This window comes from Chryseobacterium paludis, assembly GCF_025403485.1.
Taxonomy (GTDB): Bacteria; Bacteroidota; Bacteroidia; order Flavobacteriales; family Weeksellaceae; genus Chryseobacterium; species Chryseobacterium paludis.
This window is the reverse complement of record NZ_CP099966.1, coordinates 812119-836868: the sequence shown is the minus strand read 5'-3', so window position 1 is coordinate 836868 and position 24750 is coordinate 812119. Positions and strand designations below refer to the sequence as shown.

At 35.2% G+C, this 24750-nt stretch carries 18 protein-coding genes and 1 pseudogene; 9 read left to right on the top strand and 10 right to left on the bottom strand.

What is annotated here, in order from left to right; translation table 11 throughout:
* Window positions 1–36: 36 nt before the first annotated feature.
* Window positions 37–1317, bottom strand: coding sequence for an epoxide hydrolase family protein (locus NG806_RS03375; protein ID WP_261511981.1), 1281 nt, complete (start codon window positions 1315–1317; stop codon window positions 37–39).
* Between the two features lie 348 nt (window positions 1318–1665).
* Here NG806_RS03375 and NG806_RS03370 point away from each other — a divergent pair, with 348 nt between their 5' ends.
* Window positions 1666–2100, top strand: a complete 435-nt coding sequence (locus tag NG806_RS03370; RefSeq protein WP_214825681.1) for an organic hydroperoxide resistance protein — start codon at window positions 1666–1668, stop codon at window positions 2098–2100.
* A gap of 57 nt (window positions 2101–2157) precedes the next feature.
* Here the strand turns inward: NG806_RS03370 and NG806_RS03365 are convergent, their stop codons facing one another.
* The 3 genes and pseudogenes from NG806_RS03365 to NG806_RS03355 all read right to left on the bottom strand — a co-directional run bounded on the left by NG806_RS03365 (window position 2158) and on the right by NG806_RS03355 (window position 7224).
* Window positions 2158–3477: a serine hydrolase domain-containing protein gene (locus tag NG806_RS03365; RefSeq protein ID WP_261511980.1), complete on the bottom strand. Its 1320-nt coding sequence runs from the start codon at window positions 3475–3477 to the stop codon at window positions 2158–2160.
* A 30-nt stretch (window positions 3478–3507) separates the two neighbouring features.
* Window positions 3508–4239: pseudogene (locus NG806_RS03360) on the bottom strand (penicillin-binding transpeptidase domain-containing protein); the annotation flags it as partial.
* Window positions 4240–4584: 345 nt separating this feature from the next.
* Window positions 4585–7224, bottom strand: a complete 2640-nt coding sequence (locus NG806_RS03355) for a glycoside hydrolase family 2 TIM barrel-domain containing protein (protein ID WP_214825686.1) — start codon at window positions 7222–7224, stop codon at window positions 4585–4587.
* 337 nt (window positions 7225–7561) lie between these two features.
* Here NG806_RS03355 and NG806_RS03350 point away from each other — a divergent pair, with 337 nt between their 5' ends.
* The 3 genes from NG806_RS03350 to NG806_RS03340 all read left to right on the top strand — a co-directional run bounded on the left by NG806_RS03350 (window position 7562) and on the right by NG806_RS03340 (window position 12993).
* Window positions 7562–10372: a TonB-dependent receptor gene (locus NG806_RS03350; protein ID WP_261511978.1), complete on the top strand. Its 2811-nt coding sequence runs from the start codon at window positions 7562–7564 to the stop codon at window positions 10370–10372.
* 14 nt (window positions 10373–10386) lie between these two features.
* Window positions 10387–11412, top strand: coding sequence for a phytase (locus tag NG806_RS03345; RefSeq protein ID WP_261511977.1), 1026 nt, complete (start codon window positions 10387–10389; stop codon window positions 11410–11412).
* A gap of 135 nt (window positions 11413–11547) precedes the next feature.
* Window positions 11548–12993 (top strand): serine hydrolase domain-containing protein, encoded by a 1446-nt coding sequence (locus tag NG806_RS03340; RefSeq protein ID WP_261511976.1) that lies wholly within the window; start codon window positions 11548–11550, stop codon window positions 12991–12993.
* A gap of 104 nt (window positions 12994–13097) precedes the next feature.
* On the opposite strand, the gene NG806_RS03335 is transcribed toward NG806_RS03340, so the two are convergent.
* The 3 genes from NG806_RS03335 to NG806_RS03325 form a co-directional block, all read right to left on the bottom strand.
* Window positions 13098–14513, bottom strand: coding sequence for an alkaline phosphatase (locus NG806_RS03335; protein WP_261511975.1), 1416 nt, complete (start codon window positions 14511–14513; stop codon window positions 13098–13100).
* A 96-nt stretch (window positions 14514–14609) separates the two neighbouring features.
* Window positions 14610–15815, bottom strand: a complete 1206-nt coding sequence (locus tag NG806_RS03330) for a GTP-binding protein (RefSeq protein ID WP_261511974.1) — start codon at window positions 15813–15815, stop codon at window positions 14610–14612.
* Between the two features lie 10 nt (window positions 15816–15825).
* Window positions 15826–16164 carry a MerC domain-containing protein gene (locus NG806_RS03325; protein ID WP_214825699.1) on the bottom strand — a complete coding sequence of 113 codons (339 nt, stop codon included), beginning with the start codon at window positions 16162–16164 and terminating at the stop codon, window positions 15826–15828.
* A gap of 91 nt (window positions 16165–16255) precedes the next feature.
* Between NG806_RS03325 and NG806_RS03320 the strand changes: the two genes are divergently transcribed.
* The 5 genes from NG806_RS03320 to NG806_RS03300 all read left to right on the top strand — a co-directional run bounded on the left by NG806_RS03320 (window position 16256) and on the right by NG806_RS03300 (window position 21038).
* The gene (locus NG806_RS03320; RefSeq protein ID WP_214825701.1) at window positions 16256–16642 is read left to right on the top strand and encodes a Fur family transcriptional regulator; all 387 of its coding nucleotides are present in this window, start codon (window positions 16256–16258) and stop codon (window positions 16640–16642) included.
* A 116-nt stretch (window positions 16643–16758) separates the two neighbouring features.
* A complete protein-coding gene (locus NG806_RS03315; protein ID WP_261511972.1) occupies window positions 16759–19350 on the top strand; it encodes a phosphatidylglycerol lysyltransferase domain-containing protein in 2592 nt (863 codons plus the stop codon).
* Complete coding sequence (locus NG806_RS03310) at window positions 19340–20026, top strand: virulence factor (protein WP_261511968.1); 687 nt, start codon at window positions 19340–19342, stop codon at window positions 20024–20026. The genes NG806_RS03315 and NG806_RS03310 overlap by 11 nt, the downstream gene beginning before the upstream one ends.
* Window positions 20027–20194: 168 nt before the next feature.
* A complete protein-coding gene (locus tag NG806_RS03305) occupies window positions 20195–20791 on the top strand; it encodes a hypothetical protein (RefSeq protein ID WP_214825707.1) in 597 nt (198 codons plus the stop codon).
* A gap of 1 nt (window position 20792) precedes the next feature.
* The gene (locus NG806_RS03300; protein ID WP_214825709.1) at window positions 20793–21038 is read left to right on the top strand and encodes a redox-active disulfide protein 2; all 246 of its coding nucleotides are present in this window, start codon (window positions 20793–20795) and stop codon (window positions 21036–21038) included.
* Between the two features lie 55 nt (window positions 21039–21093).
* On the opposite strand, the gene NG806_RS03295 is transcribed toward NG806_RS03300, so the two are convergent.
* The 3 genes from NG806_RS03295 to NG806_RS03285 are packed head-to-tail and all read right to left on the bottom strand — an operon-like array spanning window position 21094 to window position 24741.
* A complete protein-coding gene (locus tag NG806_RS03295; RefSeq protein ID WP_261511966.1) occupies window positions 21094–22257 on the bottom strand; it encodes a MalY/PatB family protein in 1164 nt (387 codons plus the stop codon).
* A 4-nt stretch (window positions 22258–22261) separates the two neighbouring features.
* Entirely contained in the window at window positions 22262–23827 is a 1566-nt protein-coding gene (locus NG806_RS03290; protein WP_261511965.1) for an ABC transporter permease/substrate-binding protein, read from the bottom strand.
* Window positions 23824–24741 (bottom strand): ABC transporter ATP-binding protein, encoded by a 918-nt coding sequence (locus NG806_RS03285; RefSeq protein ID WP_214825715.1) that lies wholly within the window; start codon window positions 24739–24741, stop codon window positions 23824–23826. Before NG806_RS03285 ends, NG806_RS03290 begins: the two co-directional genes overlap by 4 nt.
* Window positions 24742–24750 lie beyond the last annotated feature (9 nt).

Below are 24750 nucleotides of genomic sequence, written 5' to 3'. Positions count from 1 at the left end.
TTGTGGGTTTATTAATTTTTAAAATTTAAAATCTTTTTATTTTCTTAAAGATTTAAATGCTGCGCGAAGTTCCCTGGCATAGATCTGAGGCTCTTCCCATGAAGCAAAATGTCCACCTTTTGTGACTTCATTAAAATAAGTAAGGGTTGGATAAGCTTTTTCTGCCCAAGTCTTTGGCGCCTGATAGATCTCCCCAGGAAATACTGTAATGGCAACTGGTACTTTTATTTCTCTTGTTTTCTGTTCTACCACGTTGAAATTGTTATTATTATTTTCCCAATACAGCTGTGCAGAGGAAACGGCAGTATCTGTAAACCAATATAAACTGATATCATCTAACATTTCGTCTTTTGTAAGTGACTTTTCAGCATTCCCACCGCTATAAGTCCATTCATTAAACTTATCAAGGAAGAAAGAAGCAAGCCCAACCGGTGAATCTGTAAGTCCATATCCCAGCGTCTGAGGACGGGTAACCATCATTCCTGCATAACCACCACCACGGGTATATAATTTATTCAATGAAATGAAAGCTGCTTTTTCTTTATCGGATAAGCCTTCCGGAGCAGGACCACCTGCTTTTAAAACATCTGCGATTTCCGCCGGTACTGTTGCGGGCATATTTACATGAATTCCTAAAAGGCCATCCGGAGCCTGACGTCCCATAGCATCAGCAATTACAGCACCCCAGTCACCTCCTTGTGATACATAATGATGATACCCCAAACGTTTCATCAATACATCCCAGCTTTTTCCTATTTTTTCCACACCCCACCCTGTTCCTTTTGGCTTTTCAGAAAAACCATAACCCGGCATGGATGGTATAACAACATCAAAGGCATCTTCAGCTTTTCCACCGTATTTCGTTGGATCTGTAAGAGGATCGATTGCTTTTAAAACTTCAAATACCGATCCCGGCCATCCATGAGTAATGATCAAAGGCATCGCATTTTTATGTTTTGAACGGACATGGATAAAATGAATATCCAAACCATCTATTTTAGTAATAAATTGCGGCAATGAATTCAGTTTGTTTTCAGCTTTATGCCAATCGTAGGTGCTTCCCCAATACTGTACCAGGTCTTGAATTTGCTGTAGCTTTACACCTTGTGACTGATCCGCAACGGTTTCCTTTTCCGGCCATCTTGTGGCATTGATCCGCTGACGGAGTTCTTTAATAGCGGCCTCAGGAATACTAACATGATAAGGGCGAATGGCATCAGCATCTTTTGTTGTATTCTGCGCAAAGCCGGTTACTGATAATAATAAAAATACACCTGTTGTAAGTGTTGTTTTTAGGTTGTTTCTTTTTGTTTCCATTGTTTTGATTTTAAATAAGTTGATTTAGAATTATTTCTTCGGCAAATGTATTTTGCTTACGAGCACTAATCAATCACCTCTTACTTCAATCAGACTAAATAGACATTGAACCGGTCATTTCAAAACTTAAAATCTACAGAGCTCTTTTTAATGATTATGATGAAGAATATCTATCTTGTTTAGCATTACCATTATTAGAAATAATTGTCTGAAATTATCTTTTAAAACATTGCCGTTTCCAATTGTCTGTTTCACCTTTTAAAATGACCACCTCATCTGGTTTTCATTTAGGATTAAGGCTTCCTTTGCAAAGCATTTTAAATGTATTATTAACTAAAATTTACAGTAATGAACAACGATCAAAAAACGGCAGGAATAGAAAAAGTATTATACACTGCAAAAACACACACTACAGGAGGGAGACAGGGAAATTCCAAAAGTGATGACGGAAATTTAGATCTCCTACTATCTCCTCCGGGATCAAGCATTCCAGGAACCAATCCAGAACAGCTTTTTGCCGCAGGCTGGTCAGCATGCTACATTGGGGCACTAGGATTAGCTGCTAAAAAATTAGGCACAGCCATTCCTTCTGATACTCACGTTGATGCGGAGGTTGATCTGGGAATGAATGGTGGAGATTTTCTTTTACAGGCTCGCCTCACTGTTAGTCTACCAGGTTTAGATAGAAATATTGCAGAGCAATTAACAGATCTTGCGCATCAGACCTGTCCTTATTCCAAGGCAATCTATGGGAATATTAATGTAACGACCACTATTATTTAGTCCAAAAAAAAATCCACAACTTCAATGCTGTGGATTTTTCTTTTCCTTGAATTTCTATTAATTTACCTTTTTAGTTTTCAGGTGAAGTCCATCTGATATCATCTCGAGCTCGTAAACTCCTGTATCTTTATTCAAAGTAAATATCAGTCCATCATTTGAAGCCGGATCAAAGAAGAAAGTGGTTTCAGAATCAGGAACCCCTTCAGTCACCCCACCATTTTTATCTGTAATGTATAATTTTCCGTCTTTTACATTAATGATCAGATATTGAGTTTGGTCGACCTCTAAGATATATTTACCCTCATATCTTTTCATTATTGCTTCTGAAAGGTTGATCTTTACTCTTTTTATTGCAGTGGGAACCTGATATGGCTTTCCATCAAATATCTTCACAATATCTTCTGTAACCTGCTGAATTGGAATTCCGGTGTAGTTACTGACAAAAAGAAAGTCGAAGCCCGTTTTCCTATTTTTATAAAAATAAGCTCTATATCCTGGCCGGCCTCCTGCTTGAGCCAATACTTCATTTTCATCAAATAGTTCTTTAATAAGAGCCTTCTGAAGATGTTTCCCGTTAAAACCTTTTTTAGAAAAAAGGTACAGATCATTAATTGTTGAAACGTAATTACCTGTTTCAAACCGATCAAGATCTTTTGCTGAAGCCATTACTATTTTACCATCTTCATTATCAAATCCCCGTACAAATTTTTTGGAAAGCTTTTTACTATTGTATTCATTTGTACTCTTTAGACCAATAGGATCAAATATTTCCTTTTTTATAAATGCCAGATATCCGTTAGGTGCCGTTTTACCAATAATATAATGGAGGATTAAAAAACCAATATTTGAATATAGTGTTTTAGTTCCCGGTTCAAATAAAAGTTTTTCTTTTTTCGCCAGTTCAATGATTTGTTCACCGGTTAGTTTATCAAATTTTTCATAATCCTTAATTTCTCTAGGCAGTCCTGACTGATGGTGTATTAAATGATTTATGGTGATTTTATTTCCTTCGGGGAAATCGGGAATAAACTTAGACAGTGGATCATCTAAAGATACTTTCTTTTCTTCAACAAGCTTCAGTATTCCATATTTTACAAATACTTTAGATACAGATGCTATAATAAATCTACTATTCTTCTTCACCTTTAAACCTTTTGGTCCACCGGATAAGTTGTAGGTTTTTTTAAGAATAATGTCTCCATCCTTTGCAATGATCACATTTCCATTAAACTGTTTTAAGCTTGTTAATGCTGAAAAATACTCATTTGTTTTCTGTTTTATTTCATATTTTGTCTTATCGACAGAAAGCTGCTGCTCCTGGCCGAAGCCAAACAAATACAAAAATGTAAAAAGCATCAATGCAAGTTGATATTTCATAATTATTTGTTTTATATAAATTTCATTTTTTTAATTAATGACCTCCAGATCCCGAAGAACATTTTTAGTAATTTCTTTACGGCATTTTCCAAAATCAGGGTTATTAAATTTTCTATCCTGCAAAAGACGAGTTGCAAAAAAATAAACTCCCTTTGGATTTTCTACGAAGCCTACCCACCAACCGGTATTTATTCCTTTATCTCTGGTCCATCCTGTTTTTGAACGAATGATGTAGTTGTCTTTTTTTTCTGTGATCATTACTTTTTTTACAATCTGTATATTCCTTTCTGAGAAAGGAAGCTGTTCATCATAGAGCTTCTTTAAAAACTCTACCTGATTAACGGTTGAAATTTCGAATGCTCCAAAATTCCAGAAATCAGCATCCTTTTGTGACAGATCTCCATTCCCATAATGGCTGAGTGCCAGGTATTTTTTATATTTCTCCTTACCTATTTTCTTTGCCAATTCTACAAATACCCAACCTGCTGATACTTCAAAAGCTTCTTTTACACTCATATCATGATAGATATCCGGCCTGTAACCATACTTTAGTGTATCGGTTTTTCCAATCCATTTCACTACTTGGTTCTCATCTTTAATCGTTTTGGTTTCCAGAGCAATCAACAAATTGATGATTTTAAATGTGGAAGCCGGCAATGTTTCTTTACGGACACTCATTGTATCAGAAGCAAACCACTTCTTTTTCTGGTTATCAAAAATTACAATAGATCCATCAATACCACAGTCTTTAAAATAATTTTTCGTCAGAATAATTTTATCATTATTCTTCCACAAATCAGCATCATCAGCCGTTATGATATTTTTTTGATTTTGTCCAACGCAGGTTAAACTTAAAAACAAACTCAGTACTACGAAAATTTTATTCATATTTGAAAAGTATCGATAAAAATTCGAAGTTATACAAATAGGACAAAATCTTTTTTATCAGCCCATCTTGTATGATCAAATATATATACTCAAAAATAAGTCCTGCTTACTTTTTATACATATACTTCGTTTTTTTATACAAAAAAGAATTGACCTCTCAATAGTAAAGAGGGGTATGAAAAAGCCCAGATCACAATCCGGGCTTTTTATTTATTCTATCTAATAAAGTTTTCTTATTTGCAGACCATTTAGGATAGGCTCGCCCTGTTTAGGAATAAAATTTATCGTTATACCCTGTCCTTCTTTCACCAACAATGTTATCTTAGTATTATATGCTGTTATTGGTTTCAGGTAATTATCATCAGAAAGATCTTCAAGGATGGTAAGTCCATTCACTGCTACATCAAACCTGCGTCCTATTCCGGTTTTGGTATTCTGATTGGCATTGTTTTCCAGATTATAGACCAGTTTTTCCTGTTGCTCCGCGCTAAGAAGTTCAGCAAAGTGTAATGTTAATTCATAAAATCCATCAGGAACATCAGCCTTAAAGGTCTTCAAACCTATACGTTGTGTTTCGTACATCGCATCATATGAAGTTCCAAATATATTTCTCCTTGAACCGTAACGCTCACCCTTTTCATCTTCTTTATATATTTTCCCACCGATATATCCCCAACTTCCTGCTTCATATTCTTTTTCCGGTACCCAGGCTTCTTTTGTCAAATCATCTTCAAACATTCTTTGATCTCCCATGCTTACATTTAAAGTAGAAAAAGAATTTTCTTTGCTTTTTAACTGATTGGCTATAACATGGAAATCAATATTAACAAAATCTTCCTGGCCATCATTGGTTATAGCTTTAAGTGTATTATTTCCATTTTTGAAAATACAGGTAAAAACAGCTTTACCTTCATTCATACTTTCTGCACCTATCAACTGTCCATTAAGCCAGAGTTTTACTTCTTTCTGATTGGTATATACTGTGACTGGCTGTGTTGCATACGTATCACTTCCCTGATCTGCCTGCTGAGCACGATATAACCAGTCCGACCCTCCGATTTTTACAAAAGGTTCCTTTGCCAGTAAAGCCTTATAAATAAAGTAACTGTCTTTGGGTTTGCGGTCGGTAGTTAGCAAACCCTTGTTATTAATATGCGGAACGGCTTCCTGACGGCTTTCATTCCCAAATTCTGCAAGATTCCAAACGATTGCCCCTGCAATGAAAGGATATTTTTTAATTGTTCTAATATATGCTTCATGATAGAGATTCGCGTATTCCTGGGTTTTATCGAAAATTGTAGGTTTAAAATTATGAAGACGATAATCTGAATCAGCGCCAAATTCTGAAATGATCAAAGGTCTTAGGGGATATTCTTTATGATGTTTTAAAACAAAAGTCTCAAAATCTTCAAACTTTCCACCATACCAACCCTGATATAAATTCCATCCTGCAATTTTTGGAATATCGATGAGACCTATCCTTTTATATATATCAAAATCGCCATGAAATGCAATCATGGTATATCTTTCACCATCTTCAGCTCTGCATAAAGCCTCCATCTTCTGGGCGAGCTCATAAAGATTTCCCCAATACTTTTCTCTTTCAGGCGTTTTATCTTTATACAGCGGTTGGATAAGGGCCTCATTCATATAGCTCCACATTATTACACTGGGATGGTTATAATTCTGGCGAATCATTTCACGTTGCATGTCCAGCATATTACGGGTATAATTTTCACTTTCAGTAATCTGATTATTACCTGGTGTTTCTACTGCTGTTAATATTCCCAAACGATCACAAGCTTCCATAATAGCCGGATCCTGTGGATAATGTGAAACTCTTAAAAAGTTTCCGCCCATATCTTTAAGCCATTGCACATCATTGATATGCAAAGCATCAGTAAGAGCAGAACCCATTCCTTTAAAATCCTGATGCCTGCTCGCTCCCATAATTTTATAGGGTTTTCCATTGAGATAAAATCCCTTTTCCACATTAAAATGGTACCATCTGAAACCTAGTGGATTAACGACTTCATCATAAACTACATTATTTGATTCATCTGCTAATTCGCTGACAACCTTATATAGATTAGGATCTTCCGGACTCCACAGATCGGGTTTTTTGATATTTTTTATCTGTGTAGTAAAGTTTCCATTTTTATCAGGTTTGCTTTCTGAAAACGCTATTTTTCTTCCCTCCTTATCATAAACTGAAGTTTTAATTCTGATCTTTTTATCACTGATTATCTTTCCCTTTATCTGTATTACAGCTGATTCTTCATTAACACTCGGAGTACTGATAAATACACCATTAGTCGCATAATTATCCATATCAAAATGATTTTTATCGACGGCAATAAGATAAACATCACGATAAATACCTCCATAAACGCTAAAATCACCTCCTAGTGGGGGAATATCGGAATTATGACTGTTATCAAGTTTTACTTTAATTTCATTTTTACCTTCATGTAAAGCTTTAGTGATATTAAAACTAAAAGCCAGATAACCGCCTAAATGAGTTCCCACACTTATCCCGTTTACGAATACTTCTGCAACCTGGCTCGCCCCTTCAAAATACAGATAGATACTTTTCTCTTTCCAGCCCTGGGGAATGTAAATTTCTTTTTGGTACCAGCCAATTCCCCGATAATATCCAGCTTCATCATCCATTACATCTTCGGCATTCCATGTATGAGGAATATTAATATCTTTCCAATAGTCTTTATCACTTTCGCTTCCACCTGTTCCTTTGTGAAACTGCCATGAAGTATTCATGCTTTGTTTGATGCGCTGCGAAAATAGCAGAACTGGTAGTAGTAATAATGCAGGTATAATGATATTTTTTAACTGATTCATGGTATTAAAAGATTTATGAAAGACATAATATCTCAAAAAGAGACAAAAACAAATTTAATTGAAATAATTGGGTATTATAAAATTTTCCTTCGTTTAAATAATTTAAAAGAAAAAGATAAAATGCTTATGATTACAGCTATACGTTGTTTCAACAAAAGTTTCTTTCAAATCGTGAGCTTATATAAATTAAAAAGCAACTTAAATACTTTATATATTCATTAAAATTTTCTCTCATAATTGACAATTTGTTCATATTTTTTTAAAACAACCTTAATCTTAATTTGATGCCTTCCATCGTGTCAACCATTATTTTTACGCTGAAATTTAATATACTAAAGTGAAGAAAATTTTTACATCTGTTTTATTGTGTGCATCGATCTATTTTTATGCACAATCGGGAACTGTTTCCGGAAATATCAATGATGATTCAAAAATTACATTACCCGGAGCTAAGATCTCCCTGACTCCAGGAAATATTTATACTACATCAGATGAACATGGAAACTTTATATTCCTGAATGTTCCCGCAGGAAACTATACGATGAAAGTAGATTACATCGGCTATGGAAGCAACGAATACAATGTTCTTGTTGAAGCTGATAAAAATACAAAGCAAAATATTGTTTTCACAAGAAAGGAAACAGAAATCCAAGAAGTTGTAGTAACAGGAGCTACCCTTCGTAATCAGGCCAGAGCTTTAAACAAACAAAAGAACAATGCCAATATTACAAATGTGATCTCTTCTGATCAGATCGGACGTTTTCCGGACGCTAACATTGGAGATGCACTAAAACGTGTTCCTGGAGTAACCATACAAAATGACCAGGGTGAAGCCAGAAATCTGATTATCCGGGGATTGGCTCCTAATTTAAATTCGGTAACCTTAAATGGTGACCGTATTCCATCTGCGGAAGGAGATAACAGAAATGTTCAGATGGATTTAATTCCTTCTGATATGATAGCAACTATTGAAGTCAACAAAACACTGACTCCGGATATGGATGCTGATGCTATTGGAGGATCTGTCAATCTCATTACAAGAGCTTCTCCAAACGGACAAAGGCTTTCTGCAACGCTGGCAGGTGGTTATAATCCGATCCGTGAAAAAGGAAATTATACTGCAGGTTTCGTTTATGGAAACCGTTTTCTTAATAAAAAACTGGGCGCTGTTTTCAGTTTTTCTTATAACAATAACAATTTTGGATCAGATAATATTGAGCCTACCTGGAGTCTTGCGGATGATGTAGCAAAAACAGCATATATAAGTAAGATGGGTGTTCGTTATTATAATGAACATCGCATCAGACACAGCTTTGATTTGAATATGGATTACGAATTCAATTCAAAAAATAAGATCTATGCTTCAGCAATGTATAATTTCAGGAATGATAAGGAAAACCGATATGCTTTAGGTTATAAAATAAAACCGGTTTATAATACGGATGAAACAGAAATCACAGGCTGGACGGGAAGTATTACAAGACAGGACAAAGGTGGAGATGCCGAGAATGATAATACCCGTCTTGAAAAACAAAAAGTTCAGAATTATGCTTTGAGAGGTGAACATGTATTAGGCTCTAAGATCGATCTTGACTGGTCCATGAATTATGCAATGGCAAGTGAAGAAAAACCTCATGAACGGTATATAGAATTTGAACGTAAAAACGTAAACTTTCTAAGTGATCTGAGTGACCCTGAAAGGCCAATGATCACACCGACAACAGCAGATAACCTGGGCGGCTACAAACTAAGTGATCTTTCAGATGCAAATAGTTTCACTCAGGAAAAAGAATTTGGCGCAAAAGTGAACCTTCGTTTTCCTTTTTCAGTAATTGAGGATCAAAAAGGAAGATTGCGTGTAGGAGCGAGATTACGTCTGAAAGAAAAAGAAAGAAACAATGATTACTATGCTTTTGAACCGGTAAATAGTATGGGAAGCCTTTTAACAGTTCCTACTTCTTATTTCGATGGACACAACTTTCAGGCGGGCAATTATGTTCCGGGAACTTTTGCCAGTGCAGCCTATATGGGAGGTCTTGACCTCTTCAATCCTAATTTGTTTAAAGGAGAACTTAAACCTGAAGAGTTTCTTTCCAATAATTACAGTGCAAAAGAACATATCTATGCAGGATATATCAGATGGGATCAGGATTTTAGTGATAAATTCTCTATGATCGCAGGAGCTCGAATTGAGACTACAACAATAGATTATACAGGAAATTATGTGATGGATGAAGACGATCTTGTAGGAAAAATCAATAATACGAATACCTATACGAATATTCTACCGAATGTTTCCTTTAAGTATGTTCCTGAACAAAACCTTGTTCTTCGTGCTGCCTTTACTACAGCTTTAGCCCGTCCTAATTACTATGCATTGGTTCCTTTTCTAAGTGTCATCTCAGCAGATGAACTGATCTCAGCAGGAAATCCCAATCTGAAAGCTACTTACTCCTATAACTTTGACTTCATGGCCGAAAAGTATTTCAAATCTGTGGGTATTCTTTCCGGTGGTGTATTTTACAAAAACTTGAAAGATTTTATTTATACGTATTCAAGAAAAAATTATACTGCTGCTGATTTTGCGGGAGATTTTGCGGGTCAGACCAATCCTATTTCTGAGGGAGAAGGCAATTGGAGATTTACCCAGCAAAGGAATGGTGATAATGTAGATATTTACGGTTTTGAGGTTGCCTTACAAAGACAATTGGATTTTATTCCGGGGGCATTTTGGAAAGGCCTGGGTGTTTATGTTAATTATACTTATACCAAATCAAAAGCTAAAGGAATCACTAATGAAGAAGGCGTTGAGAGAACAGATGTAGGATTACCGGGAGCTGCTCCCCATATGTTCAACGGATCTCTTTCATGGGAAAATAAACGTTTCTCAGCCAGAGTTTCTATGAACTATGCATCTTCTTATATCGACGAATTGGGTGGCACCTCATTTGATGACCGTTACTATGATAAGCAGTTGTTCCTTGATGCTAATGCTTCCTATAAAATTACCAGCCAGCTGAGAGTTTTTGCAGAAGCTAATAATTTAACTAATCAGCCGTTGAGATACTACCAGGGAATTCAAAGCAGAACAACTCAGGTTGAGTATTACAGACCCAGATTTACAATGGGTGTAAAGTTTGATTTTTAATGATTAAAGAAAAAATGACAAAAATAAATAAGAGTATAGCTATATTAACTTTCCCTTTACTGATCAACTGCATTGGGCAAAATCAGTTAGGAAAAGAAATAGTGCCTACTGCTATCACAGAGCAGGTAGGTTATGATACCGATGATCCTGCCATATGGATCAATCATCAGGATGCGTCAAAAAGCATTATCATAGGAACTGATAAAGATTCTAATGGTGGATTATATGCTTTTGATCTGAATGGAAAGATCATCAATAAAATTCTGGGATTAAAGCGTCCAAATAATGTAGATCTTGAATATGGTTTATCTTTAAATGGAAGTAAAATAGATTTTGCTGCCGTTACGGAAAGAGAAACCAATAGTGTAAAACTTTATTCACTTCCTGATCTCAAGGAAGTGGGCTCATTCACTGTTTTTGATGGTGAAACAGAACGGTCTCCAATGGGAATTTCTATTTATAAGAACCCTGCAACAGATGAAATATTTGCTATTGTTGGAAGAAAGTCAGGGCCTAGTGACGGTTATCTCTGGCAATATAAATTAACAGAAAAAGAAGGGAAAATTACCGGAGAAGTTGTACGGAAATTTGGAAAATACAGTGGACTGAAAGAAATAGAAAGTATTGCTGTAGATGATCAATTAGGATACATTTATTATTCTGATGAGTTATTTGGTGTCCATCAGTATTATGCTGACCCTTCAAAAGGCAATGAAGAGCTTTTGGTTTTTGGAAAAGGAGATTTTAAATCCGATGTAGAAGGAATTTCTATTTATGCCACCTCTCCAACAACAGGATACATACTGGTCTCGAATCAACAGAAAGACACATTCAACGTTTACCTGAGAGAAAACCCTTCAAAAGGAAAAATTGCAGAAGTCCCTGTATCAACCAGTGAAAGTGATGGTTCAGAGGTAACAAATGTGAACCTGGGACCAAAATTTCCAAAAGGGATATTTGTAGCGATGAGCAATGGTAAAGTATTTCATATTTATGACTGGAGAACACTGGAAGAAAAGATCAAGACCACCATGAAATAAATTAATCTACATTTTTTTTAATCTTGTAAACCATTGTAACTTAGTTGCAGTGGTTTTTTTATAAAGTTTCCATATTTACAATTTCTAAACCTTGCGAACATTTTACTTTACACGTTGTAAAAACAATCACATTTCATGTTCAAAAAGTACCTTAAAATAAAGATCTTAATGATCCTGATATTCTTTAATATCTCTTTTGCTCTTGCTCAAGAAAACAGTAATGCGGTTAAAAATATAGAAAAACAATTGGCTGTACTTGAGAAAGAAAATAATTTAAGCGGAGTCGTATTGATCGCTAAAAATGGTAAACCTATTTTTAAACAAGCCTATGGGATGGCAAATATTGCAGATCATATTCCCAACAAAATCAATACAAAATTCAATCTGGCATCCATGAATAAAATGTTCACGGCAATGGCTGTTATGCAATTGGTACAGGAAGGTAAAATATCAGTTCAGGATTATGTAGGCAAGTACCTCACAGATTATCCTAATAAGACTGTTCATGATTCAGTGACCATTCATCAGTTATTGACACATACTTCAGGGCTGGAAAGTTTTTGGGATGAACACGCTAAACTCGCGAAGGAAAAGTTTAGAAATACTTCCGATTACCGCCCCTTATTTGTTGATAAAAAACCGGTTTTTAAACCCGGAACACAAATGCTTTACAGTAATACGGGATATATGATATTGGGACTCATTATAGAAAAACTAACCGGAAAAAATTATTCTGATTATGTAAAAGAAAAGATCTTTGTCCCATTAAAAATGTATGATACAGACGCTTATGAACTCGATGATGCCATCCTCAATATGGCAACAGGATATACGATGTCAGTGGAAAAGCCCGGTCAATGGAAAAATAATACCTTTTTAAATGTTATCAAAGGAACTCCAGCAGGAGGTGGATTTTCAACTGCTGAAGATCTACTCAAATTTGCGGATGCGTTACAGAATAATGTTTTACTCAATAAAAAAAATACCGAAATCTACACCAAAGGTTCTTTAAAATACCGTGATGCCAGGTACGCCTATGGAATCATTGAAAGCGATATCAATGGTCATCGCATTATAGGACATACTGGAGGACATTATGGCATTGCCAATGAACTGATGATCTTTACAGATATGGGATACACCGTGGTAATACTGACCAACGGAGAAGTCGAAAACTATTGGGAAGCAGGTAATTTCATTAAACAACAATTGGCTGGTACAACACCTGCATTGGATAACTTTTTTTACACCAGAAAAGTGATCAGGCAGATTTCTGATCACGGATATGAGTCTGGCAAGAAAATGATATCAGATGATTCCGGTAAGCATGTGTTAAAAGAAAACCTGATAGAAAGATATGGTTACAAATCACTATTTGAAAGGAAAAATCAACTGGCTATAGATTTATTTATAACTAACATTTCCCAATTTCCCGATTCCAGCTACGGCTATTATAACTTAAGTGAAGCCTATAGAATTTCCGGGCAAAAAAAAGAAGCTATCGCCTATTTAAAGTGCTATTTAGAGAAGGAACCTACTGACCAGGATGCAAGAATAAAATACGAAAAACTCGCCCATTAATTATAAACAAACAAGAAGCCTCTACTATTAAGTAAAGGCTTCTTTCCACCAAAAGATATAAATATGAAAAAATATTTATTCAAAAATTTGAAATACTAATAATATCAGTTTCTATTAGTATTAGTTGAAAGTTCTGCTGCTTCGAGCATTATATAATGTAAGTCTGTGTTTTTCACAAAAGGTTTTAGCAATTCACTTCCCGGACCGAACATTGCAAGTTCAACATAATCGCCAGAATGATCCATACTGATCCAGCCAACAGAATTATGCTTTTTCTGAATTTCTGAATAGAGCTTAAATGGGAGCTTTTTATAATTATATAACCCACCTTCTTTTTCAAGGCTGGTGTAGAAACCCAAAAGACTTTTTGCTTCATCATCTGCCAGACTTACTTGATTGGTTTCATAGATCCAGTCTTTCGTCTGCTGAAGGTTGAAATCAGGATGAATAGCATTAAGTATATATTCATTAGTAAATTTATAATTGGCGATACTATTGAAATTTTTAGTGGCATCAGCTCCATAAATCGTTCCTGGGTTAGCATTTCCATGATCCGTTGTGATGATTACCAATGTATTTTTATCTTTTTCGGCAAAGTCAATCGCCACTTTTACAGCATCTTCAAAAGCAAGCTGATCATGGATAAGTGCAGCAACATCATTAGCATGAGCTGACCAATCCACCTTCCCACCTTCGATCTGAAGGACAAAACCTTCTTTATGATCCTTCATCTGATCGATAGCCGCTTTTGCCATTTCTGCAAGTGTTGGTGTGTTTTGTAAAGCAGTTGTATTTTCCCGATCTATCGTATATGGTAGTGCTCCCGTATTAAAAACCCCTAAAACCTGTTTACTTTTTTCAATCTTCTGCAAATCGGAACGGTCTCTTAAAATTTGATATCCTTTTTGCTGATACAAACCATATACATCTTTCTTATCTTTTCTTTTTGAAGGATTGAAGAATTCATCTCCCCCACCCATCATTACATCAAAGCCTATTTCAGCGTACATTTCGGCTATTTCAGGTTCGGCATTTCTACTGTCAGAATTCACGCAAAAACCAGCAGGAGTAGCATGTGTGATTGTTACAGTGGTTACACATCCGGCTTTCTTACCAGCCTTTTTAAATTTTTGCCAGATCGGAACATACCTCTCACCATTCGCTCCTACATTCAAAACTCCATTTTTTACCCGGAATCCACCTCCAAATGATGAACTGGCTGCTGCAGAATCTGTAACAATAGAACTCGCCGAAGCAGTATCCATTAATGCTCTCGATACTTTATTCTCTTTATACAGATTAACCCAGTTTCCAGTTTTACCAAGAATGTTCTCAGAATACAGATTAGCCATTGCCAACGTTCCGGAACTCATCCCATCACTTACCATAAAAATGATGTTTTTGGCCTTCTTATTGGATTTGGGATTTATCAGGGTTTGATTTGCCAGTAAATCTACCGGATTAATTGTTAACAACCCGGAAAGTAATGCTGATCCTTTTAGAAACTTACGTCTATCCATCTGTATTAAAATTTCGCTTTGCAATATAAATAATAAAAACCAATAATGAAACAATGTTGCATTAAATAATTATGAATTTAGTTTAAATGGAAACTATCAGATATTCTCGGGGAAAGGGTCCTGAAAAACTATTGACTCATCGAATATTATCTTTTCCTCTACCGTGATCAGGCAATTTTCAAGATCATTCATCATTTTTTTCTGATCTAAATTCTTTCCAATAAAAACCAGTTCATTGATCCTGTCACCCCAACTTCTATCCCACCGGCTTTCTATGAATTCCTGATTTTCTATAAATGAAGGATATTGTACACGATTACTCATTGGCATACTCGACCACCATACTCCAGCTTTTTCCAATCTAAAAGATCCACCTGCCTGGGAAAAATTAAGGGCATCATCAGGACGGGAAGCGAGCCAGAACAGCCCCTTAGCACGTAATGCACCTTCTGGATACTGTACATTGAGATATTTCCATAACCTCATTGGATGAAAAGGTTTTTTATTTCTGAACACAAATGAACCAATTCCATATTCTTCAGTTTCCGGTGTATGATGTTCAGCTTGCAGTTCTTTTTGCCATCCTGCCGACTGTTGAGCTTCATCAAAATCAAATAATCCCGTATTCATAATTTCTTTGGGTTGTACCTTTCCAAATTCAGAAGTGATCAGTTTTGCAACAGGATTTAATTTCCGGATTGTTGCTTTCAAAAAATTAACAGTTTCCGTATTTACCATATCCGTTTTGTTCAGGATAATAACGTTGGCAAATTCTATCTGATCGGTCAGAAGGTTTACAATGGTACGGAAATCTCCTTCCATGTCGGTGAGATCACGATCCATTAATCGTTCGTTGGAACCAAAGTCTTTAAAAAAATTAAAGCAGTCTACTACCGTTACCATCGTATCCACATAGCTAAAGGATGAAAGGTCAATTCCACTTTCTTCATCTATAAAACTAAAAGTCTGTGCCACAGGAACTGGCTCACTGATCCCCGTACTTTCAATTAACAGATAATCAAATCTTTTTTCACGCGCTAACCTTTCTACTTCTATCATTAAGTCTTCGCGAAGTGTGCAACAAATACAGCCATTACTCATTTCCACCAGTTTTTCTTCTGTTCTGGACAGTGTATTTTGATTTTCCACAAGACGTGCATCAATGTTTATTTCGCTCATATCATTAACGATTACAGCTACTTTTAAACCTTCTTTATTATGCAGAATATGGTTAAGTAATGTGGTCTTCCCTGCACCAAGAAAACCACTGAGTACAGTTACAGGAAGTTTTTCCTTTGTCATGATAATAGAATTAATGTTTATGATTTTTAAAATTGAGAATATGACCGGTAATTAATCCTACAGCTCCTACATAGATCAATGGAATATGGATTTCATAAATGAGATCAACCAATACCGATATAGAGATTAATAGAATTGAGATCCAGAACAACGATTTCAACCAGAGTTTTGAAACCTTTTTCGTTACTCTGTACACAACCACTCCTCCAATGAAAAGAAAAGCAAGATCAACATAAGGATTATGAGAGATCCCCAGAGGAACAATCATTAATAAAGGAAAAATAATACAATGGATCAAACATAAAACTGCTGCTGAAATTCCTACTGCATCTAAAATTTTTGATTTCATAAATGGATATTTAAGTTTAAAATACTTATCGTAACTTTGTTGCAAATGTAAATATTAAATCTAATTAATGCAACATTGTTGCAATAAAATTATGAAGCAAGTTAGAAATACCCAGGCCAAAACTGAGATATTAAACATTATAAATAACTCAGAAAGCGCATTATCCCACACTGCTATTCAGGAGAAAGTTGGGGATCTATGCAATCGTGTTACTACTTATCGAGTATTGGACCGTTTGGAAGAGGAAGGGAAAATACATAAGATTGTGAATGTAGATGGTGTTGTGAATTATGCCAAATGTCATCATTGTACAGAGAATGATCACTCCCATAATCATATCCATTTCAATTGTGAAAAATGCCAGTCGGTTACCTGTATAGAAAATATAGTTCCGGAAATAACACTACCTAAGCATTTTGTTGCAAAAAGTTACAATTTCGTAGTAAGCGGAATTTGTCCGAAATGTTATCAAAATTAACCTTTGATAACGTAAATAAAGTAAAATATCTATCAGCTGTTAAAGATTTTTTTATCTATTTTTGATTTAAAGCATTTCAGTACAGAAAGTACCCGAAAAGTATGGCAGTCACAAATATGAAAAAAATAAATTTTTCAAAAATCTTCAAGTTGGTTCGCTGGAAGGAAGTTTTAGCAGTTGCTATCTTATTACTGGCATTTGTATTTTTCCGAAGTGAAAGACATGAGCTGGCTACTATTGGTCCTGAGCTTCAAAATGCAAAATTAGGTTGGATCTTAATTGGAGTATTATTAGCCTTCATTTATGTTCTTCTTCAAGGTTTAATGTATGTAACGAGTTTTCGCGCTACAAAATTAAATGTAAGTATATCAGATGCTACAAGTTTATTTTTAAAACGAAACTTCCTAAGTGTATTTCTTCCTGCCGGTGGCGTCAGTTCACTTGCTTATCTTCCCCGAAACATCAGAACGAAAGGTTATAAGTCTTCGAAAATCCATCAGGCCAGTGCCATATATGGATTTGTAGGCTTACTGACAGTAGTACTGGTTGGGATTCCATTAATCGCTTATGCAGTTTTGATCAATAAAAACTTTAATGACAGCTGGGTTGGTATTTTAGTTTTAGTGGCAATACTTATCGGAAGTTATCTCATTTTCCTTTCTTTCCGGAAGAAAAATTCCTTCTACCAATTCCTTGATAAGAAATTCCCAAAATTTATCAGCACAGTTGATGAAATATTTAGCAATGAAATCGATAAAAAGTACTTTTGGATTACTATTCTGGTTTCTATTTTTATTGAATTTTGTGGTGTTTTCCACCTTCTGATCGCTATGTATGCATTTGGAGTTCCTGCTTCATTTTCTGCGGCAGCAATATCGTATGTTGTTTCAATTTTATTAATGATCGTATCTCCTTTTCTTCGTGGTTTGGGGGCTGTGGAATTTTCTCTCACCTATATCCTTGCCAATTTCGGATATAAGCATGCCGATGGTTTAGGAATTACATTGCTTTATCGGTTTTTTGAATTTTGGATCCCTTTGATTCTGGGAATAGTAGCTTACCTATGGGGTGGAAGAAAACTATTTGCTCGTATTTTACCTGTAATCATGATCTTTTTATTAGGTATTATTAATATCCTTTCTGTAATTACACCAGCATTAACAGATCGTCTTCATATTCTGAAAAACTATTTACCCTGGGAATTGATCCATATTTCCAAGATGATCACACTTATTTCAGGAGTATTGCTTTTGGCGACTTCTGCCAATCTTTTTAGAGGTTATAAAAGAGCTTGGTATTTTGCTGTGATCCTTACCATCTTCTCTATTGTTTTTAATTTATCAAAAGCTCTGGATTATGAAGAAGCCTTGTTTTCAGCATTCACTTTAGGCCTGTTGTTATATACCAGAAAAGAATATATTTTCACGACTAAAATCGTTTCTTTACAAAAAGGATTTAGCTGGTTTTTAGGGATCTTTACCGTCATTTTAATTTTCAATTATTTTAGCTTCTACTTTATAAGCAAATCTCATTTCGGTATAGATTTTACAAAAGAAGAGGCTCTGTATTACACATTACATACATTTTTATTATTCAAAGATTCCGGACTTACCCCGCTTACAGGGTTTGCAAGGGATTTTCAGAACCTCAACTATATTCTTGGGGTTATTTCCTGGTTGGTACTTATCTTTTCATTTTACAGGACCCACTCCCGCATTGAAAAAGATGACAAAGAGAGCCATATGAATGCCCAACATCTTGTAGAAGAGTTTGGAGCTTCTTCATTGGACTATTTTAAACTGACCAAGGAAAAACAGTTTTACTTTTCAGAAGAAATCAATGGCATGGTATCCTTCCGGACAGCAAACGGATTCGCTGTCGTATTAGAAGATCCTGTTTGTGCTGAGCAAAATAAGACAGATCTGATTAATGAATTTGATCAATACTGTAAGAATAATAACCTAAAGACCTGTTATTACAGAGTAGGTGAAAATGGAATCGTTTATTTTAATCCTTTAAAAAAACAAAAATTATTTATTGGTCAGGATGCAATTGTAGATACAGAAAAGTTTAGTCTGAGTGGGAAAGACAGAAAAACGATTAGAAATGGAATTAATGCTGTTGAAAAATCAGGTTATACCACAACAATACGCTATGCTCCTCATAATGAGGATATGATAGATCATATTCAAAGGGTTTCCGATAAATGGTTAAGAGAGTTTGATAAAAAAGAAATCGTATTCGCTGAAGGGATGTTTGATCGCGAAGTTGTAAAAAATCAAGATCTTATTACCATTTTTGATGCCGATGGTATGTGTGTTGCATTTTTAAATATCATTCCACATTGTGCCCCTGATGAATGCAGTTATGATATGATCAGAAAAACTGAAAATGCGCCGAATGGCAGTGTAGATGTTTTAATTGTGAAACTTATAGAATATGCTAAAAGTAAAAATCTAAAGTTTGTCAATATGGGAATGACCCCAATGGCAGGAATAGAACAGACCAACAATACGGCTGAAGATATTATGAAATTTGCCTATCAAAGAGTAGGAAGTTTTAAGCATTATCAAACACTGAGAAACTTTAAAGAAAAGTATGCTGATATCTGGGAAAACAAGTATCTGGTGTACAACAATGATTTTGAATTACTTCAAATCCCGACGACATTAAGTAAAGTGATGAAACCGCAAAAAAATGAAGAATAAGCTGCAAAAACTGATAAGAATTTTATCTGTATTGACATTAGCCTTTTTTTTCGGCTGTCAGAAAGATAATGATTTTAGGATCACGGAATGGGACTCCAATACCAATAAGCCCATCATCTTTTTTATAAGTGGGGATGCTGGTTTTAATACGTTCACAAAGAGCTTAGGGACGAATCTTCATACACTGGGTTATGATGTATTTGCTTTAGATACAAAATCTTATTTCTGGAACAAAAAAACTCCGGGACAAACCTCTTTAGACATTGAGAATTGTATTAAGGAGAAGTTACAGGGACGAAAAAATCAACACGTCGTTTTATTAGGGTTTTCATTTGGTGCTGATGTTACTCCCTTTGTATACAACCGTTTTACCACCAGCTTAAAAGAGAAGATTCAAAAAGTTTTTATTATGGGGCCTTCAAAAAGTAATGATTTCAAGATCCATCTTGATGAGTACTTCGGATTTGAACCTAAAGGCAGCCTCCAGGTGATCCCTGAAATCAATAAAATGGGCACAGTTCCCGTAATGGTTGTCTTAAGTGATTTTGAATTTACCCGTTTTCCCTACCGGACAATAACCCTGGGAGCCAATTACAGGATGAAACATATAGCTGGAAATCATCATTATGGAAATAATACCAAAATGCTGGCGAATTTCATCAAGAGTAATTTATAACTTGCATAATACTGAAGCTAAATCCTGAGCCTCTACTTAATATATCTTTCTGGATACTATAATCTAAAATTTAATTTATTACTATTCATAAGAACTTATGAATAGCTGAACATATGGTATTTTGTTTAAGTGATCAAAAAATTGAGAGAAAAATAATATCTTAGTTGAATGAAATATTTAGAAAAAATTCAAGGATTATTACCATTAGGGTATTTATATCTTATTATTCTTGGACTTTTAAAAGAAAGTATTCTTTTTTATCAATTGGGAATAAATATTTTAAAATACTCATCTATTACAGATATCCTCATCAGTCCGATTGCTGATATGACATCAAGTCCTATATTGATTATAATAATAATTTCTGTCGTCCTTTTTTTCTTTTTATTTCAGGTAGTCCTGATCAGGAACAGAGATAAAAACTGGAGCAAGAAGCTACTAGGAAGCTATAAAATAAATCCTGAAAGTGATAAAAAAGAGTTGCAGAAAACCATGATTCCGATCTTTTCTATACTTGTAGCCATTGAACTTCTTGCCTTATTCGTTGGATTGGGAATAGGACAAGGCAGCATTATTAAAAAAAGAATAGAAGCCCAAAACCTAAAATACAATTATACAATCACTTCTGAATCCAGTGAACCGACTGACATCTATATGATCGACATTAATAGTACTTACTATTTTTATGTAACAAAAGGAGATCAACAAATCAAAATAGCTCCTGTCGGAAAAATTAATAACCTTGAAGTCATCAAAAAAAAATAAAATGAAAAATAAACCTATAACCGAATACACAAACGAGGAACTCATCAACAATGAAAAGAAAAGTAAAGCAGTAACCACCTTGCTGATGGTTTCAATCCCGATATTATTCTTAAGTAATATGTTTTTAATATTCAAAAATGGATTTACTGCTCTCACTGTAATTCCTATCGCCCTGCTTCCTATTTTAATCCTAAATATTAACAAGTGGAATCAATTAAAAAAAGAAAAGGCGAATAGAAATTTATAAAAGATAAAAAGCCGTCCAGAATTATAAGAGGTATTAAAGAAATACCGGATCAATATTATTTTTTATGTACATATTTTTCCAATCGTTGTAAACCTTCCTCCAAAACTTGTCTTGGACAGGCGATATTTATGCGTAAAAAACCTTCTCCAGAGCTTCCGTACATGGTGCCTGAATTTAACCAAAGCTTTTCTTCTTTAAATAAAAACTTGGAAAGTTCATCTGATCCTTTACCTAAAGTATGACAATCCAGCCATACAAGATAAGTCGCCTGTAAGTCACTAACCAATACATTTGGCAGATATTCCTTGCAAAAATATTTTAGATATAAATAGTTGGCATATACATATTCTTTTAGTTCTTCCATCCAATTTCTACCCTGATTATAAGCTGCTATTAAAGCTTCAACGGCGAATGGATTAATGGTAGTTGTTTCCTGTATTGTAAGTATTTTCTCAATCCGTTTTAAGATCTCCTGATCTTTGGAGATAACATAAGATACAGGCAGGCTGGATAGATTAAATGTCTTACAGGGCGAACCACAGGTAACAGAAACCAGATCATAATTTCCTGCAACAGAAACAAACGGAATATGCCGATGATTTTTATAAACCAGATCAGCATGGATTTCATCTGAAACTACCATTACTTGATGTTTTGTGCATATGGAAGCTATTTTCTCCAGTTCTTCACGTACCCAAACTCTACCCACAGGGTTATGAGGACTGCAGATTAACAGCATTTTAGTTTGTGGATCTGAAGCTTTCAATTCCAAATCAACAAAATCTATTTGATAATTTCCATTTTCATAGATCAAATGGTTCTCAACCGTATTGCATTCACAGTTTTCTATAAGCGTAAAGAAATGATTGTAGACAGGTGATTGAACAATAATATTATCCCCCGGTTGAAGATGGGCTCTGATAATAGCTGAAAGTGCGGGGATCATTCCGGGAACTGGTAACAGCCACTCTTTTTTCAAGATCAGCTGATGGCTTATTTCCCACCAATTGATAATAGAATCATAAAATGCTGAAGGAATAATACTGTAACCAAATATTCCTTGTTCAACCTTCCTTGAAAGAGCTTTTATAACTTCAGGAGGCGTTTTAAAATCCATATCAGCTACCCACATTGGCAATACATTTTCATCCGCAACCTTATCCCATTTTATAGAGTTCGTTCCTCGTCTTGGTATTATTTCGTCAAAATTATAGTTCATGTAATTAAGGAGTGTCTAAATAGTTTTTAAGATCTGAAATAGTTTTTATTTTTAATTTCTGAGACTGTTCTCTTCGCATCATTAAAGCATAAGAATTATTAAAACCCAAAGGTTTCAGCCATTCAATTCCATATTGTTTTTTAAATTCTGAATTGACATAATCATAGGTTTTTTCCGCACTCTGACTTACATTTTTAATGGTTGATTCCGTTGGCTTTAGAAGCACTAAAAGTCCGGTGCCTGTATATTCAGGATAAAAATCGATCGCATCATTCGTCAGAGCATCGAAACATATTTTAGTTCCTCCCAATCCGGTCTTCGTTTCAACCTTATAATCGGTATAGCCTTCAATAAGCATTTTATACATTTCTGTAAGAATATACTGCTCGCCAAAAATTTTTGATCCGATCCTTATGGTTCCGCCGCTACCTTTTCTTGGGGTCTTTAATAATCTATTTTTTCTTAGAAAATCTTTAGCAATTTTTTCCGGCGTCTGGTGTAAATAGTCCGATCTGTAATTAAGATCCGTCATAACGGAATCATTAAATTTTCCAGCCAACAAATTTAAAACTTCTTTCAATTGGGGAAATTTTTGTAATGTTTTTGTTTTGATGATTGGTGCTGCAAAATAAGGTGGAAATATTTTTTTATCATCATTTAAAACATAGAGATCAAAAGCCTTAATTCTGCCATCTGTAGAATAACCACTGATAACATCCAGTTCTTTATCATAAGCAGCTTTGTACATAATAGCATCGCTTACAATGGTAGGCTTCGCATTCAGTCCATACACTGATCTCAAACCGATATCTCCATCCTGTCGTCCCATAAACTCCGGCGTAAAACCTGCTTTAAGTTTGTTCCCGGAATTTGAAGTTAGTACATAGAATCCAACAACGACAATCAGTATTAAGGGAATGATAAATAAGATCTTACGAAGTCTTCGGTAACCTGTCTTTTGTAAAACAGCAATCAGCTGATCTAATATAATAGCAAGTAAAGCCGCTGGAATGGCACCTGCAAGGATCATATTGGTATTATTCAGTGAAATACCACCGAATATAAATTCACCTAATCCTCCTGCCGCAACAAATGAAGCTAATGTAGCCACTCCAACATTGATAACAGCAGCGGTCCGTATTCCTGCAATGATAACGGGCATTGCTAAAGGAAGTTCAACTTTGAAAAGAAGCTGTTTCCTATTCATTCCCATTGCTTTCGCCGCTTCAATAACTGCAGGGTCAACTCCCGTAATTCCTGTGTAAGTATTTCTGATAATTGGTAAAAGCGCATAGATCAGTAAAGCTACAATTGCCGGGGTTGCTCCTATCCCAAAAGCAGGAATCATAAATCCAAGCAAAGCAATACTGGGAACAGTTTGTAAGATACCTGCAGTTCCAAGAACAGGATTGGCAAATAATCTCTTCCTTGCTATCAATATTCCCAGGGGAACTCCAACTACGATCGCCAATAGTAATGACACAAAAGTCAATCCAAGATGTTGTACAATTTGAATCAGGAGTTTATCTTGTTGTTCGACAATAAATTGCCATAGACTTTGTTGCGTCATTCGGTCTGCACTTTTCTATAAATATTGAATGCTTCTGTTAATTTTTCATACTGTTCTGTATAGCTTTTATCAGCACTTAGCTTTTGTAAAATATTCCATACGTTTTCAGTTTTATTAAACCTTCCATTTAGTATTTGAGAATCGGCAAGAAAGGGTCGGACATTCTCTAAGCTGGCTACTTTATACTCCAGTAAAAGCCTGTTTTCTGCAAAAAAATCTTTTACAAAATCGTTCTCAGGGCGATAAAGCATTTCCATCGGAGTTCCTATTTGAATAATTTGCCCTTTATCCATCAAACAAATCCTATGCCCCAGTTCAAACGCTTCCTGCACGTCGTGAGTAACAAGAATGATGGTTTTATTTTTAAGCTCTTCAAGTGATTTAAATTCAGAATGAATGTCTGCTTTTGTTATATTATCCAATGCACCAAAAGGCTCATCCATTAATAGTATGGGAGTATCTGCAATTAAAGCTCTGGCAATGCCAACACGCTGTTGCTGTCCCCCACTTAATTCCTGAGGAAAACGAGTTAAAAGATCTTCGGGTAAATGAAGCTTATGTATTAACTCCCCGGTTCTGCTCTGGATCTTTTTTTTCTCCCATTTCAGCAACTCCGGAACTACAGCTATATTCTGTCGAATCGTATAATGGGGAAACAACCCTGAATGCTGCATAACGAAACCTATATGCATCCGGAGTTCTTCAACCTTCTTATCGCGAATATTTTCTCCGTTAATAAATATATTACCAGAATCAGCTTCTATCAGACGATTGATCATTTTTAGAGTCGTTGTTTTTCCGCAACCACTGGTTCCCAGAAGTACTAATATTTCCTTGTCATTCGCTTGAAAAGAAATGCGGTCGACAGCAGTTCGTTCGTCAAAATTTTTAGTTACTGATTCTACTTTAATCATAGTTTAAGA

Excerpts from the sequence above, each read along its gene's own strand:
- NG806_RS03330 (WP_261511974.1), bottom strand. The coding sequence starts at position 15,815 with ATGACAAAGGAAAAACTTCCTGTAACTGTACTCAGTGGTTTTCTTGGT.
- NG806_RS03310 (WP_261511968.1), top strand. The coding sequence starts at position 19,340 with ATGAAGAATAAGCTGCAAAAACTGATAAGAATTTTATCTGTATTGACA.
- NG806_RS03315 (WP_261511972.1), top strand. The coding sequence starts at position 16,759 with ATGAAAAAAATAAATTTTTCAAAAATCTTCAAGTTGGTTCGCTGGAAG.
- NG806_RS03375 (WP_261511981.1), bottom strand. The coding sequence starts at position 1,317 with ATGGAAACAAAAAGAAACAACCTAAAAACAACACTTACAACAGGTGTA.
- NG806_RS03370 (WP_214825681.1), top strand. The coding sequence starts at position 1,666 with ATGAACAACGATCAAAAAACGGCAGGAATAGAAAAAGTATTATACACT.
- NG806_RS03320 (WP_214825701.1), top strand. The coding sequence starts at position 16,256 with ATGAAGCAAGTTAGAAATACCCAGGCCAAAACTGAGATATTAAACATT.
- NG806_RS03325 (WP_214825699.1), bottom strand. The coding sequence starts at position 16,164 with ATGAAATCAAAAATTTTAGATGCAGTAGGAATTTCAGCAGCAGTTTTA.
- NG806_RS03300 (WP_214825709.1), top strand. The coding sequence starts at position 20,793 with ATGAAAAATAAACCTATAACCGAATACACAAACGAGGAACTCATCAAC.
- NG806_RS03365 (WP_261511980.1), bottom strand. The coding sequence starts at position 3,477 with ATGAAATATCAACTTGCATTGATGCTTTTTACATTTTTGTATTTGTTT.
- NG806_RS03285 (WP_214825715.1), bottom strand. The coding sequence starts at position 24,741 with ATGATTAAAGTAGAATCAGTAACTAAAAATTTTGACGAACGAACTGCT.
- NG806_RS03345 (WP_261511977.1), top strand. The coding sequence starts at position 10,387 with ATGACAAAAATAAATAAGAGTATAGCTATATTAACTTTCCCTTTACTG.
- NG806_RS03355 (WP_214825686.1), bottom strand. The coding sequence starts at position 7,224 with ATGAATCAGTTAAAAAATATCATTATACCTGCATTATTACTACTACCA.
- NG806_RS03290 (WP_261511965.1), bottom strand. The coding sequence starts at position 23,827 with ATGACGCAACAAAGTCTATGGCAATTTATTGTCGAACAACAAGATAAA.
- NG806_RS03295 (WP_261511966.1), bottom strand. The coding sequence starts at position 22,257 with ATGAACTATAATTTTGACGAAATAATACCAAGACGAGGAACGAACTCT.
- NG806_RS03340 (WP_261511976.1), top strand. The coding sequence starts at position 11,548 with ATGTTCAAAAAGTACCTTAAAATAAAGATCTTAATGATCCTGATATTC.
- NG806_RS03335 (WP_261511975.1), bottom strand. The coding sequence starts at position 14,513 with ATGGATAGACGTAAGTTTCTAAAAGGATCAGCATTACTTTCCGGGTTG.
- NG806_RS03305 (WP_214825707.1), top strand. The coding sequence starts at position 20,195 with ATGAAATATTTAGAAAAAATTCAAGGATTATTACCATTAGGGTATTTA.